This window comes from Nonomuraea angiospora, from assembly GCF_014873145.1.
In the GTDB taxonomy this organism is placed as follows: domain Bacteria; phylum Actinomycetota; class Actinomycetes; order Streptosporangiales; family Streptosporangiaceae; genus Nonomuraea; species Nonomuraea angiospora.
In genome coordinates this window covers 10,619,980-10,634,372 of record NZ_JADBEK010000001.1, presented here as the reverse complement: position 1 = coordinate 10,634,372, position 14,393 = coordinate 10,619,980, and the positions used below count along the sequence as shown (strand labels likewise).

At 72.2% G+C, this 14,393-nt stretch carries 12 protein-coding genes; 9 read left to right on the top strand and 3 right to left on the bottom strand.

The window, feature by feature from the left end; translation table 11 throughout:
- Positions 1-184 precede the first annotated feature (184 nt).
- From H4W80_RS49005 to H4W80_RS48975, 7 genes are all read left to right on the top strand, one after another.
- The gene (locus H4W80_RS49005) at positions 185-1,648 is read left to right on the top strand and encodes an alpha/beta fold hydrolase (RefSeq protein ID WP_192791332.1); all 1,464 of its coding nucleotides are present in this window, start codon (positions 185-187) and stop codon (positions 1,646-1,648) included.
- 253 nt (positions 1,649-1,901) lie between these two features.
- Positions 1,902-3,143, top strand: a complete 1,242-nt coding sequence (locus H4W80_RS49000) for an ROK family protein (RefSeq protein ID WP_192791331.1) — start codon at positions 1,902-1,904, stop codon at positions 3,141-3,143.
- Positions 3,140-3,940: an ABC transporter permease gene (locus H4W80_RS48995; protein WP_192791330.1), complete on the top strand. Its 801-nt coding sequence runs from the start codon at positions 3,140-3,142 to the stop codon at positions 3,938-3,940. The genes H4W80_RS49000 and H4W80_RS48995 overlap by 4 nt, the downstream gene beginning before the upstream one ends.
- On the top strand, positions 3,937-4,707 hold the full coding sequence (locus tag H4W80_RS48990) for an ABC transporter ATP-binding protein (protein ID WP_185072180.1): 771 nt from the start codon (positions 3,937-3,939) through the stop codon (positions 4,705-4,707). The genes H4W80_RS48995 and H4W80_RS48990 overlap by 4 nt, the downstream gene beginning before the upstream one ends.
- Positions 4,708-4,733: 26 nt before the next feature.
- Positions 4,734-5,702, top strand: coding sequence for an aliphatic sulfonate ABC transporter substrate-binding protein (locus tag H4W80_RS48985; protein ID WP_192791329.1), 969 nt, complete (start codon positions 4,734-4,736; stop codon positions 5,700-5,702).
- Positions 5,699-7,168: a sulfatase family protein gene (locus H4W80_RS48980; RefSeq protein WP_192791328.1), complete on the top strand. Its 1,470-nt coding sequence runs from the start codon at positions 5,699-5,701 to the stop codon at positions 7,166-7,168. Before H4W80_RS48985 ends, H4W80_RS48980 begins: the two co-directional genes overlap by 4 nt.
- On the top strand, positions 7,165-9,390 hold the full coding sequence (locus H4W80_RS48975; RefSeq protein WP_192791327.1) for a family 43 glycosylhydrolase: 2,226 nt from the start codon (positions 7,165-7,167) through the stop codon (positions 9,388-9,390). Before H4W80_RS48980 ends, H4W80_RS48975 begins: the two co-directional genes overlap by 4 nt.
- A 45-nt stretch (positions 9,391-9,435) precedes the next feature.
- Here the strand turns inward: H4W80_RS48975 and H4W80_RS48970 are convergent, their stop codons facing one another.
- From H4W80_RS48970 to H4W80_RS48960, 3 genes are all read right to left on the bottom strand, one after another.
- Positions 9,436-10,311 carry a fumarylacetoacetate hydrolase family protein gene (locus tag H4W80_RS48970; protein WP_192791326.1) on the bottom strand — a complete coding sequence of 292 codons (876 nt, stop codon included), beginning with the start codon at positions 10,309-10,311 and terminating at the stop codon, positions 9,436-9,438.
- 72 nt (positions 10,312-10,383) lie between these two features.
- Positions 10,384-11,838: a multicopper oxidase family protein gene (locus H4W80_RS48965; protein ID WP_192791325.1), complete on the bottom strand. Its 1,455-nt coding sequence runs from the start codon at positions 11,836-11,838 to the stop codon at positions 10,384-10,386.
- The gene (locus tag H4W80_RS48960) at positions 11,835-12,275 is read right to left on the bottom strand and encodes a hypothetical protein (protein ID WP_192791324.1); all 441 of its coding nucleotides are present in this window, start codon (positions 12,273-12,275) and stop codon (positions 11,835-11,837) included. Before H4W80_RS48960 ends, H4W80_RS48965 begins: the two co-directional genes overlap by 4 nt.
- Positions 12,276-12,472: 197 nt before the next feature.
- Between H4W80_RS48960 and H4W80_RS48955 the strand changes: the two genes are divergently transcribed.
- Positions 12,473-13,594, top strand: coding sequence for a sensor histidine kinase (locus H4W80_RS48955; RefSeq protein ID WP_192791323.1), 1,122 nt, complete (start codon positions 12,473-12,475; stop codon positions 13,592-13,594).
- A gap of 80 nt (positions 13,595-13,674) precedes the next feature.
- Positions 13,675-14,340 carry a response regulator gene (locus H4W80_RS48950; RefSeq protein WP_192794186.1) on the top strand — a complete coding sequence of 222 codons (666 nt, stop codon included), beginning with the start codon at positions 13,675-13,677 and terminating at the stop codon, positions 14,338-14,340.
- The last annotated feature ends 53 nt before the right edge of the window (positions 14,341-14,393 follow it).

Below are 14,393 nucleotides of genomic sequence, written 5' to 3'. Positions count from 1 at the left end.
TAGGAAATGATCTCACGGATGTCACCGGGGCCAGGCTGGCTGCCGACCGGTCGAATAATAGAGCACGCGCTCCGAAATGATGTATCTTGTGGGTTGTCCATTCCGACTTGAGCCATTACCGAGAGTGAGCCCCATGCGAAAAGGGTTAGTCAGCGCTCTTTTGGCGGGTGTGATGCTCGCTACCGTGACGACCACGGCCGCCTCAGCCGCCCCCGCCCCGGTCAGCTGGGCGGCGTGCGGCGACCACGGCGGCGAGTGCGCCACGATCAAGGTGCCGGTCGACTACGCGAACCCGTCGGGCCCGGCTCTTGACCTGGCGATCGGCCGGCTCAAGGCGCTCAATCCGGCCAAGCGCATCGGCGTGCTGATCGTGCACCCCGGCGGGCCCGACGCCTCCGGGATCAACCCGTTCATCCTCCACGACGCCATCCCCGCCGAGAGCGCGCTACGCCAGTACTTCGACCTGGTCAGCGTGGACCCGCGGGGCGTCGCGCGGAGCAACCCGATCCAGTGCGACCGGGACCTGGTGGAACAGATGCCGGCCACCTATCCGGCCGACGAGAGCGAGTACCGGACCTGGCTCGCCTACAACGCGAAGCTGTCGCAGAACTGCCGCGAGCGCACCGGCCCGGTGTTCGACCACGTGGACACCACGAGCGCCGCCCGCGACGTGGACGCCATCCGCGCCGCGCTGGGCGAGCGGCAGATCAGCTTCTTCGCCATCTCGTACGGCACCCAGGTCGGCCAGCAGTACGCGGAGCTGTTCCCGCGCAATCTGCGGGCCATGGCGATCGACTCGAACATGGACCACAGCATCACCTCCGCCTTCCGCTATCTGCAGACGACCACCGAGGACTTCGAGGGCTCGTTCAAGGCGTTCGTCACGTGGTGCGGCCAGACGCAGGCCTGCCCGCTCAACGGCGAGAACGTCACGGCGATCTGGGACGGGCTGCACCGCAAGGCGGCCGAGGGGACGCTGAAGGACCCCTCCACCGGTGAGCCGATCACGGCCGAGCAGCTGCGCATGTTCCTGTTCGACGGCATGTACGACCCGGCCGGCAGCTGGTTCGACGTCGCGACGACCCTGAAGGCCCTCGACGCCGGCAAGGCCGCCGCTCTCCGCACCTTCGCCACCCCGAAGACGGAGACCGTCAGCTACGCCTACCCGGCCATCTGGTGCTCCGACTGGAAGTGGCAGATCAGCGGCTTCAGGCAGCTCGACCAGTACCGCAAGGCGCTCGAGGCGCTCTACCCGCACACCAAGCTGTCACCGTTCTGGTCGGACGTCGTCTACTGCCTGGGCTGGCAGGGCAAGGTCACCAACCCTCAGCACCGGCTGGACATCTCGGGCACCCCACCGACCCTGCTGCCCAAGGCCCGCCATGACGTCGGCACGCCGGCGGCCTGGAACTACGCCGCGGCCGCGCAGATCCCCGACGTCAGGATCCTGGAGTACGACGGCGTGGGCCACGGCCAGTACCGCAACAGCACCTGCGCCCGCGACCACATCGAGACGTACCTGACGAGCCTGAAGCTGCCGCCGAACGGCACGCGCTGCGCTCCCGAGTACCCCTCGCAACCGCCCGCCTCCGTGCGCCGCCCCCAGGAGGAACGACCGCTCTCGGTGACCGGCCGGCCTCTGCACTGAACCGGTCGACGGGCGGGCGGTGCCCGCCCACCCCGCGCCACCGGCGGAAGCGGCTGGGGCCTTTAATTTGGCGACCATCCAAACGAAAGTCAACCGGATCGTGAGTCCGGGGCGATCGCCACCCACACCCTGTTACCGGAACGTTACGAGCGCCGCGAAACCCTTCGCGCGGCGTTCTCGCAGCTCAGCGCCACAGTCAGGGTTTTTTCCGGGTTATTGACGAAAAACCCGGAAGGTCGGCACACTTCGCGTTATGTCACACCCCCGTGGCCCCTTGGCGCAGCTGAGGCGCGGGCACGAAGAGCTCGTGCTCGGGCTGCTGCGCAAGCACGGCCCGCTCAGCCGGGGCGAGCTCGGCAAGCTCTGCCAGCTCTCCCGCACCACCCTGTACGACATCCTCGCCGGCCTGGTCGCCGGCGGCGCGGTCGTCGCCGCCGGGCCGCAGGACGCCCCGCGCGGCCGCGGCCGGCCGGCCGAGACGCTGACCCTTAACCCGGAGGCCGGCCAGGCCATCGGCATCGACTTCGCCCGCCGCGCGGTGCACGTCGCCGCCGTCAACCTGGCCCACGAGATCGTCGGCTCGGCCAGCGAGCCGCACGACGCCGACCTGCCCTGGGAGCAGCGGGTGGACCTGGCCGAACGGCTCGTCGGCTCGCTCAACGACGGCGGCCTGCGGCTGGGCGCGCTCAGCGCGATCGGCGCCGGCGTGGTCGGCCCGGTCGGCTGGCCGGAGCCCGAGGACGACCCGGAGCCCGAGGACGACCCGGAGCCGGACGAGCCCGCCCACCCGGTGCAGCCGCTGCTGCGCGAGCGGTTCGGGGCGCCGGTGCTGCTGGACAACAACACCAGGCTGGCCGCCCTGGGCGAGGCGATCTGGGGCGCCGCCGCCGGTGACCGGGACGTGCTCTACCTGCGCCTGTCCCACGGCGTCGGCGGCGGGCTGGTGGTCGGCGGCGCGCTGCACCGGGGCGCGTACGGACTGTCCGGCGAGTTCGGCCACATCACGGTCGACCCGGACGGCGCGCCGTGCGACTGCGGCGGCACCGGCTGCCTGGAGACCGTGGCCTCGATAAGAGCCGTGCTGGACGCCTACCGCGCCGCGGGCGGGCGGGCCGACGACGTGCCGGAGCTGGTGAAGGCGATCAGGGCGGGCGACGGCGCGGCGCTGACCCTCCTGGAGGGCGTCGGCGGCACGATCGGCGGCGTGCTCGCGGCCGTGTGCAACGCGATCGGCCCGTCCGTGATCGTGATCGGCGGCGAGCTGGCGGAGACCGGCCCCGCGCTGATCGAGCCGGTCGAGCGGGCGCTGCGCGCCCAGGTCATGCCGGTCTCCCGGCACCGCGTCAGCCTGCGCCGGGCCACGCTCGGCGAGGCCGCGGGCGCCCTCGGCGGCATCGCCCTGGTGCTGCACGAGTCCCCGCTGCTGTCCCGCTACCCCGCGGGCCCCGATCTCGCGCCCGACCTCCTCGAGGACATCAAGCGGAGGCAACCATGACCCAGCTCACCATGCCGGCCAAATCACCGGCGGCGCGGCGCGCTCCCAGGCGTCCCCAGCGGGCCGTCACGCTCAACCTGATCGCGGTCGCCGCCGGGCTGGCCGTCTGGACGCTGCTGGGCGTCCTGGGCGTGCAGGCCCTGCCGACGCCGCTGGAGGTCGCGGCCAAGGCGGGCGAGCTGATCGCCGACGGCACGCTCCTGGGCGACGCGCTGGCCAGCCTGCGCAGGGTACTGCTGGGCTTCCTGCTCGGCACCCTGCTGGCCGTCCCGATCGGCTTCCTCATGGGCTGGTACGCCACCGCGCGCGGCCTGCTCGAGCCCTACATCCAGTTCTTCCGGACCATCCCGCCCCTGGCGATCATCCCGCTGGCCATCGTGCTCCTCGGCATCGGCGAGGTGCCGAAGGTCTTCGTGATCTTCCTGGCGGCCTTCCTGTCCAGCGTCGTGGCGACCTTCCAGGGCGTGGTGGACGTGGACAGGACCCTGATCAACGCCGCCCGCGTGCTCGGCGCGTCCGACCGGACGATCTTCCTCAAGGTCGTGGTGCCGGCGTCCACGCCGTTCATCCTGGTCGGCATGCGGGTCGGGCTCGGCTCGGCATGGGGCACGCTGGTCGCCGCGGAGCTGATCGCCGCCCAGGAGGGCCTGGGCTTCCGCATGCAGCAGGCCCAGCTCTACTACGATCTGTCCACGATCTTCGTGGGCCTGATCGCCATCGGCGTGCTCGGCCTGCTGATGGACCGGCTGCTGCTGCTGGCCGAGCGCCACCTCACCGACTGGCAGGAACGCCGTTGAACAGCAAGATCTCATTCCGGGACGTGGTCAAGACGTACCCGATGAAGGACACCACGTTCACCGCGCTCGACCGCGTGTCCCTGGACATCGCCGACCGCGAGTTCGTCACGGTCGTGGGCCCGTCGGGGTGCGGCAAGAGCACGCTGATGAGCATGGCGGCCGGGCTGGTCGAGCCCACGTCGGGCGAGGTGCTGGTGGACGGCGTGCCGGTCACCGGGCCGGGGCCCGAGCGGGGGGTGATCTTCCAGCAGTACGCGCTGTTCCCGTGGCTGACCGTGCGCAAGAACGTCGAGTTCGGGCTGAAGCTGGCCGAGCTGCCCGCCGACGAGCGCAGGCGGCGGGCCGAGCGGGCGATCGAGCTGGTCGGGCTGTCCGACTTCGCCGACGCGCTGCCCAAGACGCTGTCCGGCGGCATGAAGCAGCGCTGCGCGATCGCCCGCGCGTACGCGGTGAACCCGCAGGTCCTGCTCATGGACGAGCCGTTCGGCGCGCTCGACGCGCTCACCCGGGTGCAGCTGCAGGATCAGCTCCTCGACACCTGGAGCCAGGAGCAGCGCACGGTCATGTTCATCACCCACGACGTGGACGAGGCCGTCTACCTGGCCAGGCGCGTGATCGTCATGGCGGCCAGGCCGGGCCGCGTCCAGCAGGTCATCGACGTGGACCTGCCCTACCCGAGAACAGAGGAGATGCGGCTCTCGCCCGAGTTCGGGCGGATCCGCAACGAGGTCTGGCACTCCGTCTACCACCAGGCTCCCGCGGCCTGACCCTCTCCCGAAAGGAGCCACCCGCCATGCGTTCTCTTCGCCGCGCCCTGACGGCCGCCACGGCGGCGACCGTGCTGGCACTCTCCGTGACCGCCTGCTCCGGCGACGGCACCACGGTCCGCTTCGGCTACATCAGCGACTACAACGGCGCCAGCCTGCTCGCCATCGCGAACAAGCAGGGCCTGTGGAAGAAGCAGGGCCTCACCCCCGAGATCAAGGTCTTCACCAACGGGCCGCTGCAGATCCAGGCGCTCGGCGCCGGCGACCTCGACTTCGGCTACATCGGCCCGGGCGCCATGTGGCTGCCCGCCTCCGGGAAGGCCAAGGTCGTCGCGATCAACACGCTCGCGTACGCCGACCGCGTCATCGGCCGCCCCGGCATCTCGACCATGCAGGACCTCAAGGGCAAGAAGGTCGGCGTGCCCGAGGGCACGTCCGGCGACATGGTGCTCAACCTGGCGCTGAAGAAGGCCGGGATGACCGTCCAGGACATCCAGAAGGTGCCGATGGACCCGGCCACCGTCGTGTCGGCGTTCTCGGCCGGGCAGATCGACGGCGCCGGCATCTGGTACCCGCTGATCGACACGATCAAGCAGAAGGTGCCGGGCGTGGTGGAGGTGGCCAGCACCAGGGAGTTCCCGGACAACTCGTTCCCGACCGCGTTCGTCGGCGGCGCCAAGGTGGACCAGGAGCTCACCGGCAAGGTCATCAAGGTGCTGCAGGAGGCCAACGACTGGCGGGCCGCCCACCCCGACGAGGCGATCGCCGAGGCCGCCGCGCTGCTCAAGCTCGACCCGGCCAAGGTCAAGGCCGACGCGGCGAACGTCCAGACGATGACGACGGCCGACCTGGTCGCCAAGACCAAGGACGGCACGGTCGCCAAGTGGCTGAACAGCCTGGGCGACTTCTTCGTCGGCACCGGCCAGCTCAAGTCGCGGCCCGACCCGGCCACGTACTACACCGGCGACCTCTACGAGAAGGCGTTCAGCAAGTGAACCTGCTGTTCCTGATGACCGACCAGCACCGCGTCGACACCCTGGGCTGCTACGGCAACCCGCACGTGGCCACGCCCAACCTGGACAGGCTGGCCGCGACCGGCACCCGGTTCGACCGGTTCTACACGCCGACGGCCATCTGCACGCCCGCGCGGGCCAGCCTGCTCACCGGGCAGGCGCCGTTCCGGCACCGGCTGCTGGCGAACTACGAGCGCAACGTCGGCTACCTGGAGGACCTGCGGGAGGACGCGTTCACCTTCCCCGCCGCGCTGAAGGAGCGCGGCTACCAGCTCGGGCTGATCGGCAAGTGGCACGGGGGCACCACGCGCAACGCCGCCTCCTACGGCTTCGACGGGCCCGACCTGCCCGGCTGGCACAACCCGGTCGATCATCCCGACTACCTGGCGTACCTGGAGGAGCGGGGGCTGCCGCCGTACCGGATCTCGGACCTGATCCGGGGCACCACGCCCAACGGCAACCAGGGCAACCTGCTGGCCGCCCGGCTGCACCAGCCGGAGGAGGCCACGTTCGAGCACTACCTGGCGACGCGGACCATCGAGCACCTGGACAGGTACGCGGCCGACGGCCGGCCGTTCTTCCTGGCCGCGCACTTCTTCGGGCCCCACCTGCCCTACCTGCTGCCGGACGAGTACTTCGACATGTACGACCCGGCGCTGGTGGAGCTGCCGCCGTCGATCGCGGAGACGTTCGAGGGCAAGCCGCCGGTGCAGCGCAACTACAGCGAGCACTGGACGTTCGACACGATCCCGATCGAGGTCACGCGGAAGCTGATCGCGGTCTACTGGGGCTACGTGACGCTGATCGACCGGCAGCTCGGGCGGATCCTCGACCGCCTCGACGAGCTGGGTCTGTCGGACCAGACCTCGGTCTTCTTCACCGCCGACCACGGCGAGTTCACCGGCGCGCACCGGCTGCACGACAAGGGCCCGGCCATGTACGAGGACATCTACCGCATCCCCGGCATCGTCCGCATCCCCGGCGAGGAACCGCAGGTCAGGACCGAGTTCGTGACCCTCACCGACTGCACCGCGACGATCCTGGAGCTGGCGGGCTGCGACACCGGGCCGGCGGTGGACAGCCGCAGCCTGGCGCCCCTCGTGCGCGGCGAGCGCCCGGAGTGGCCGGGCGAGCTGCTCGCCGAGTTCCACGGACACCACTTCCCCTATCCGCAGCGGATGCTCCGCGACGACCGCTACAAGCTCGTCGTCAACCCGGAGTCGGTCAACGAGCTGTACGACCTGCACGCCGACCCGTACGAGCTGAGCAACCGCTACACCCACCCCGAGCTGGCCCCGGTCCGCCGCCGCCTGATGCGCAGGCTGTACGACCTGCTGCGGGAGCGCGGCGACAACTTCTACCACTGGATGACCCCGATGTACGACATCGGCCCCTCGGACTACGACCCCACGCTGAGCGCTTTCGAGAAAGAGGGCACCACCGGATGAAGATCCTCTTAGGCGTCGCCGCCCTGCTGTCCGGGCTGTTCACCAACCCGGTCTCGGCCGGCGTGGTCGACTCCCTCCCCGACCCGACGGTCATCCACGCCAGGGACGGGCTCTGGTACGCCTACGGCACCCAGAACCCCGTGTTCAGCAGCAAGGGCGAGGCCGGCGAGCGGATGCTGCCGATCCTGCGCTCCAAGGACCTGGTGAGCTGGGAGTACGCCGGCGAGGTCTTCACCCCGCAGACCAAGCCCGCCTGGCACGGCGGCGCCCGGCTCTGGGCCCCCGACATCCGGTACGTCGACGGCCGGTACTACCTCTACTACTCGCTGGCCTCCGGCGACGTCGGCCTGGCCACCGCGCCGGGCCCGACCGGGCCGTGGACCGACCGGGGCGACGTGCTCCCGGCCGCCGCCCAGGACGCGTGCCCCACGTTCAGCATCGACCAGGCCCAGTTCACGGACGTGGACGGCAGCCACTACCTGTACTGGGGCAGCTACGACACCATCTGCGCCGCGCGGATGAACGCCGACGCCACCCGCGTCGAGGGCCCGGTGACGCAGGTGGCCAGGGGCCGCCGGATGGAGGGCGGGTACGTGGTCCGCCGCGGCGGCTTCTACTACCTGTTCTACTCCGACGCCGGCTGCTGCGACGGCTCCTACAGCGGCTACCAGGTCAAGGCCGGCCGCGCGACCAGCCCGCTCGGCCCGTTCACGGACGACGAGGGCGTGGACCTGATGGAGCTGACCTCCAAGGGCGCCATCGTCGTCGGCGCGAACGGCAACCGCTGGGCCGGGCCGGGCCACAGCGGCTTCGTCACGGACCTGTCCGGCCAGGACTGGCTGGTCTACCACGCCATCTCGACGGCCGACCCGGACTTCCCGCCGATCACCAACGGGCCTTCGGGGCTGACCAAGCGCCCGCTGCTGATCGACCGGCTGGACTGGATCGACGGCTGGCCCGTGGTCCGCGCGGGGGCCGGTCCGTCGGAGGGCGCCCAGCCCGCGCCGGTCACCTCGTACGACGCCGGGGGCACCTTCGGCGAGGGCTCCCTGAACGCCTGGCAGGCCGGGCCCGGCTGGCAGGCCAGGAGCGGCCAGGACGCCCACGGGTACGCGGCCCACACGGGCGCCCTGTCCTACGTGGTCTCGGCGAAGAAGACTCCGGACGCCGACGTGCGGGCGCAGGCGGACCTGCGGGTGTCCTCCGGCGCGGCCGGGCTCACGCTCGCCCACGTCAACCGGAACAACCACGTGGTGGCCTGGCTCGACAAGGACCGCGACGCCCTGGTCACCGACGTGGTGATCGGCGGCACGAGCCGCGGCGCGCAGGCGACGGCGCTGCCCGCCGGCTTCGACCTCGGCACCTGGCACACCGTGGTCGCCGAGCTGCGCGGCACGCGGCTGACCGTCCAGGTGAGCGGCGACAAGCTCGGCGACCCGGTCGCCGAGCAGACGCGTCCCCTGCCGCGGGCCGCCGCCCGCCCCGGCTCGGTCGGCGCGGTGGCGCGCGGCGCGGCCGACGCCGACAACGTCGGCGCGGCCGGGCTGTACACGCCCGTCACGCGGCGGGTGCCCGAGCCGTCGCCCGGGGAGCTGCTGCCGGACTTCAGCGACGAGTTCGACGGCACGGCGATCGGCGCGAAGTGGCAGTGGGTGCGCGGCCCGGCGCCCGGGGTCGCCGTCTCCGGCGGCGTGCTGTCCTGGCCCACCCAGGACGCCGAGCTGCACCGGGGCACCAACACGGCCTCGGTGCTGCTGCGGGAGGCGCCGCAGGGCGACTACACGGTGGAGGCGAAGCTGGACTTCGCGCCCACGCAGGGCAACCAGCAGGCCGGGCTCGTGCTGTACGAGAACGACGACCGGTACTTCAAGATGGCCCACTCGGTGCTGCCGCTGGCCCGCGGGAACGGGGCGGTGCTGCAGGTCAGCGAGTTCCTCAAGGAGGGCGAGCGGCCGACGACCACGCCGCCGACCGCCGTGTTCAACGGGCCGATGTTCGGCGGGCCGGCGGCCAGGACGATGTGGTTGCGGATGTCGTACCACTTCGACGCGGCCAACGGCGAGACCGAGGTGCGCGCGGCGACCAGCCGGGACGGCCGGCGCTGGGTGCGCAACGGCGTGTGGACCCTTCCGGCGAAGGGGCCGCTCAGGATCGGGCTGATCTCGATGAACCGGTCGGGCGCCCTCGCCCAGTTCGACTACGTCCGCACCTACCGCGACTGACCCCGGGCCGCCGCCCTCCTCCCCCGAGGACGGCGGCGGCAGGGCTCACACCGGGAGGCGCATGGCCTCCAGGCCCCTGACCACGGTGGTCGTCAGGGTGCCGACCTCGGCGATGCCGATCGTCACCGTGTCGCCGTCCTGCAGCGTGAACGGCAGGTCGGGCACCAGGCTGGTGCCGGTGGCCAGCACGGCGCCGTCGGGGAAGGAGTCGGCGCGGAACAGGTAGCCCGCCAGCTCGTCGAGGCGCCGGTGCAGGCCCGACGTGGACGCCTTGCCGTCCCACACCGTCTCGCCGCCCCTGCCGATCGTGAGCGTGATGTCCAGCGCGTACGGGTCGGACACCTCCCACACGGGCCTGATCGCCGGGCCGACCGCGCACGCGCCCAGGTAGATCTTGGCCTGCGGCAGGTACAGCGGGTTGACGCCCTCGATGGTGCGCGAGCTCACGTCGTCGACGACCGTGTAGCCGACGATCTCCCCCGCCGTGTTCAGCACCAGGCCGAGCTCGGGCTCCGGCACGTCGATCCCGGAGTCCGACCGCACCGCGATGCGCCCGCCGTCACCCGAGACCTTCCAGGCCACCGACTTGAAGAACAGCTCAGGGCGCTCGGCGTCGTAGACGAGCTCGTACACGTCGGCGGCGCGCTCGCTCTCCAGCACCCGCGCCTCGCGCGAGCGCCGGTAGGTCACGCCGGCCGCCCAGACCTCCATCAGCCCGTCCACCGGCGCGAGCCGCCGCACGGACGCGGACGGGTGGCCCGGCCCGCCCGCCCCCGCCAGCCGCTCGCGCAGCCCCTCGACCGGGAGCCGCAGCAGCTCGGCCACGGTCGTGACGCCGGCCAGCTCCACCACCTGCTCGCCGTCGTCGACGCCGACCGCGGGGGCGTCGGTCAAAGGGCTGACGAACCGTACGATGTGCATGCCTGCTCCTCATTCTCATCAGACGAGTCTGATGAAAGTCTTCCCTACCCGGCCGGGCAGGCTGCTGGCGGGTCAGATCACCTCGAAGTCGGCCATCATCGCCATGTCCTCGTGCTCCAGGTTGTGGCAGTGGAGCATGTACCGGCCGCGGTATCCGTCGAAGCGGGCGAGCACGTCCACCACCTCGTACGGGCGCACGTCCACGGTGTCCTTCCACCCCGCGTCCGGGGCGGCGGGGGCCCGGCCGTTCCTGGCCAGCACCAGGAAGTGGGCCAGGTGGACGTGTACGGGGTGGTGGAAGTCGCTGGACAGGCGCCAGACCTCGGCGGTGCCCAGCCGGGGGCGGGCCAGCGGGACGCCGGGCCGGTAGGGGTGGCCGTTGATCGCCCAGACCCCCTCCGCTGATCTGCGGAAGTCGAACCTGCGGGTGGTCACGGGCGCCACGCGCCCGGGCGGGCGCGACAGCACGGCCGGTACGGCGGTGTCGTCGGCGGCCCGGCGGGCGACGACGAAGCGCATGACGTTGCGGGCGGGGCCGTCGGCGAGGGTGTTGACGAGGGTGACCGCGCTGCCGACGGGGTAGGCGGAGAAGTCGACGACCACGTCGTACCGCTCGCCCGGCGAGATCGGGAGCTCGTCGTGCGCGACGGGCGCGGCCAGCAGGCCGGAGTCGCTGCCGATCTGCGTGAACCGGCCGCCCGGCGCGAGCCGGAGCCGGTAGCGGCGGGCGTTGGAGGCGTTGAGCAGCCGCAGCCGGTAGCGGGTGGCCGTCACCTCGGCCACCGGCCAGGGCGCCCCGTTGACGAGGATCACGTCCCCCTCGACGCCCTCCATGTAGTCGCCGTCGACCGCCGCCATGTGACCTGTATGACCTGAGTGTCCGCCGCCGGGCGGGCTCGGGTACCGGAAGGAGCCGTCCTCCTCGAACGCCCGGTCGCAGATCATCAACGGCAGCTCCCGCTCCCCCCTCGGCAGCGGCAGCGCGTCCTCCTCGTCGTCGCGCACCAGCGCCATCCCGGCCAGCCCCCGCCACACCTGCGGCGCCGTGAAGTCCATCCGGTGATCGTGGTACCAGAGCGTGGCGGCCCGCTGCTCCAGCGGGTAGTCGTAGTCCTTCGCCCCGCCTCCGGGCGCCACGAGGTCGGTGGGGTAGCCGTCGGAGCCGGGCGGGGTGACGCCGCCGTGCAGGTGGGTGGAGGTGGGCACGCTCAGCTCGTTGCGCACGGCGACCGTGACGCGGCTGCCGCGCCGCAGGTCGAGCGTGGGCCCCGGGAAGGTCCCGCCGTAGCCCAGGACCTCGGTGGTCGTGCCGGGGATGATCTCCATCTTGGCGGCCCGCTGCGTCAGCTCGTAGCGGCCGGGGCGTACATGACGGGCGACCTCGGGGATCGGGAGCGGCACGGTGAACGGCCGGGGCAGGGCGAGCCGGCTGCGCAGCAGCTCTCCCGAGATCTCGGCGCACCCGGCGGCGGCCAGCGCGGTCCCGCCCAGCACCCCGAGGAACCCTCGCCTGGTCAGGGCGCTCATGCGGCGCTCGGGCGGTCGGCGCCGGCTGCGACCTCCGCGCCGGCTCCGCGGCGGCGGAACGCGCGCCAGGTCCAGGCGGTGAAGACGGCGGACAGCCCGAAGATCGCCATGCCGATCGGGAAGTGCAGTCCCAGCACCCGCCACTGCCCCAGCGCCACCTGCGCCGTCTCCAGCGCCACGAGCCCCAGACCGGCCAGGGCGGGCCATCCCGGTCCACGTCCCGGCCGCCACAGCAGGACGGCGGCGACGAGCTGCAGGTAGAGCAGGGCGTGCGTGAACCCGGCGTTGTTCTGGTGCCAGGCCAGCAGGTCGACGTCGCCGGTGACGAAGAGCCCGGCCAGCGCGGCCTGCCCGAGCACCCCCGCCAGGTGCGCGGTGGCGAGCACGCGCAGCGACCGGACGATCCAGCCGGGCGGAGGGGAGGGTGATGCGGTCATGCACGGAATGCTCCAGGCAGGACCCGTGCGGCCGCGTCCCACGCAGGAGGGCTTCCCGGCATACCCCCCGTGGAGTACGCCGCCCGTCCGGGGCCGCGAACGTACAACCGTGGGATGACGCCGGGCCTGCACCAGGGCCGCGAACATACAACCCTGGGGCGACGACCGGCCCCGGCCCGGTCACCTACCTTGTCAGCATGGACAGCCGGAGAACCGACGCCCTCGTCGCGGCGGCCGCCCTGGTGGCGATCACGGGAGGGACATACGCCGACCTCTCGTGGACCGGCCCGCTGGAGCGCCCCCTCGACCCGGCGGGCCTGACGCTGATCGTGGTCGCGTCGCTGACGCTGGCCTTCCGGCGCACCGCGCCGCTGGCGGCGGGCGTGGTCGCGGCGGCCGCCGGGGTCGTCTACTACGCGCTGCACTATCCGGGCGTGTTCACCTCCGCGCCCGCGCTGGCCTCGATCTACACGCTGGCCGCGCTCGGCCGCCGCAAGGCGGCGATCTGGCTGTCGCTGGCGCTGGCCACGGGGATGTACGGGCTCATGGCGATCGCCGAGGACGATCCGCCCCCGGGGAGCTGGATGGGGCTGCTGAGCGGGTGGCTGGTGGCCATGGTGGTGATCGGCGAGCTGACCCGGCACCGCCGCGCCTACCTGCGGGCGGTGGAGCAGCGCGCCGAGGAGGCCGAGCGCACCCGCGAGGAGGCGGCGCTGCGCCGGGCCGGCGAGGAGCGGCTGTGGATCGCGCAGGAGCTGCACGACTCGCTCACCCACAGCATCTCCGTGGTCAACGTCCAGGTGACGGTGGCCATGCAGTTGCTGGAGCGCGACCCGGCCCGGGTCAGGGAGTCGCTGGCCGCGATCAAGGAGTCGGGGCACGAGGCGATGCGCGAGCTGCGGGCCACGCTGGGCGTGCTGCGCCAGAGCGAGCCGGAGGAGGCGGGGCTGTCCAGGCTGCCGCGCCTGGTCTCCAGGGCCGAGGGGGCGGGGCTGCGGGTGGCGCACACCGTGGCCGGCACGCCGTACGCGCTGCCGCCCGAGGTGGACCGGGCCGCGTACCGCATCGCCCAGGAGGCGCTGACCAACGTGCTGCGCCACGCGGGCGCCGCGACGGTCACGGTCGCGGTCGAATACGATCCGTCGAAGATCGTGCTGCGGGTGGAGAACGACGGCGAGGCGGGCACGGCCGGACCGGGGATGGGGTTGATCGGGATGCGCGAGCGCGCGGTCGCCATCGGCGGCTCGCTCACCGCGGGCCCCGTCGACGACGGCGGCTTCGCGGTCCGCGCCGAGCTGCCCGTCCGGGTCCCGGCATGACGGCGTCCGACAGGGTCGGCGGTGCGGGTCCCGACGTGACAGGTCCCGACGTGACAGGGGTCGGCGGTGCGGGTCCCGCGGTGATCAGGGTGCTGCTGGCGGACGACCAGCCGCTGATCCGCGCGGGTTTCCGGGCGCTGCTGGAGCTCACCGACGACATCACCGTGGTCGGCGAGGCGGCCAACGGCGTGGAGGCCGTGGAGCTGGCCAGGCGCCTGCTCCCGGACGTGGCGCTGCTCGACGTGCGCATGCCCCTGCTCGACGGCATCCAGGCCACCCGCAGGATAGGCGCCGCCCCCGACCTCGACGGCGTCCGCGTGGTGATCCTGACGAACTACGCGCTCGACGAGTACGTCTTCGCCGCGCTCCGGGCCGGGGCCAGCGGCTTCCTGCAAAAGGACATCGAGCCCGGCGACCTGCTCCAGTCGGTGCGGGTGGCCGCCCGCGGCGACGCGCTCCTGTCGCCCTCGGTGACGCGCCGCCTGATCGAGGAGTACGTCAGCACCCCTCCCCGCCCCGCTCCCGCGCCCGCCCTCGAGCGCCTGACCGACCGAGAGCGCGAGATCGTGACCCTGGTGGCAAGGGGCATGTCCAACGAGGAGATCGCCGAGCACCTGGTGATCAGCGGTGCCACCGCCAAGACCCACGTGAGCAGGTCGATGACCAAGCTCGGCGTGCGTGACAGGGCTCAGCTGGTCGTCGTCGCGTACGAGTCCGGCCTGGTGGTCCCGGGGACGAGCGCCTAGATCGTCAGCAGGAACTCGTAGACGTTCAACAGCCAGACCAGCAGCCACAGGGC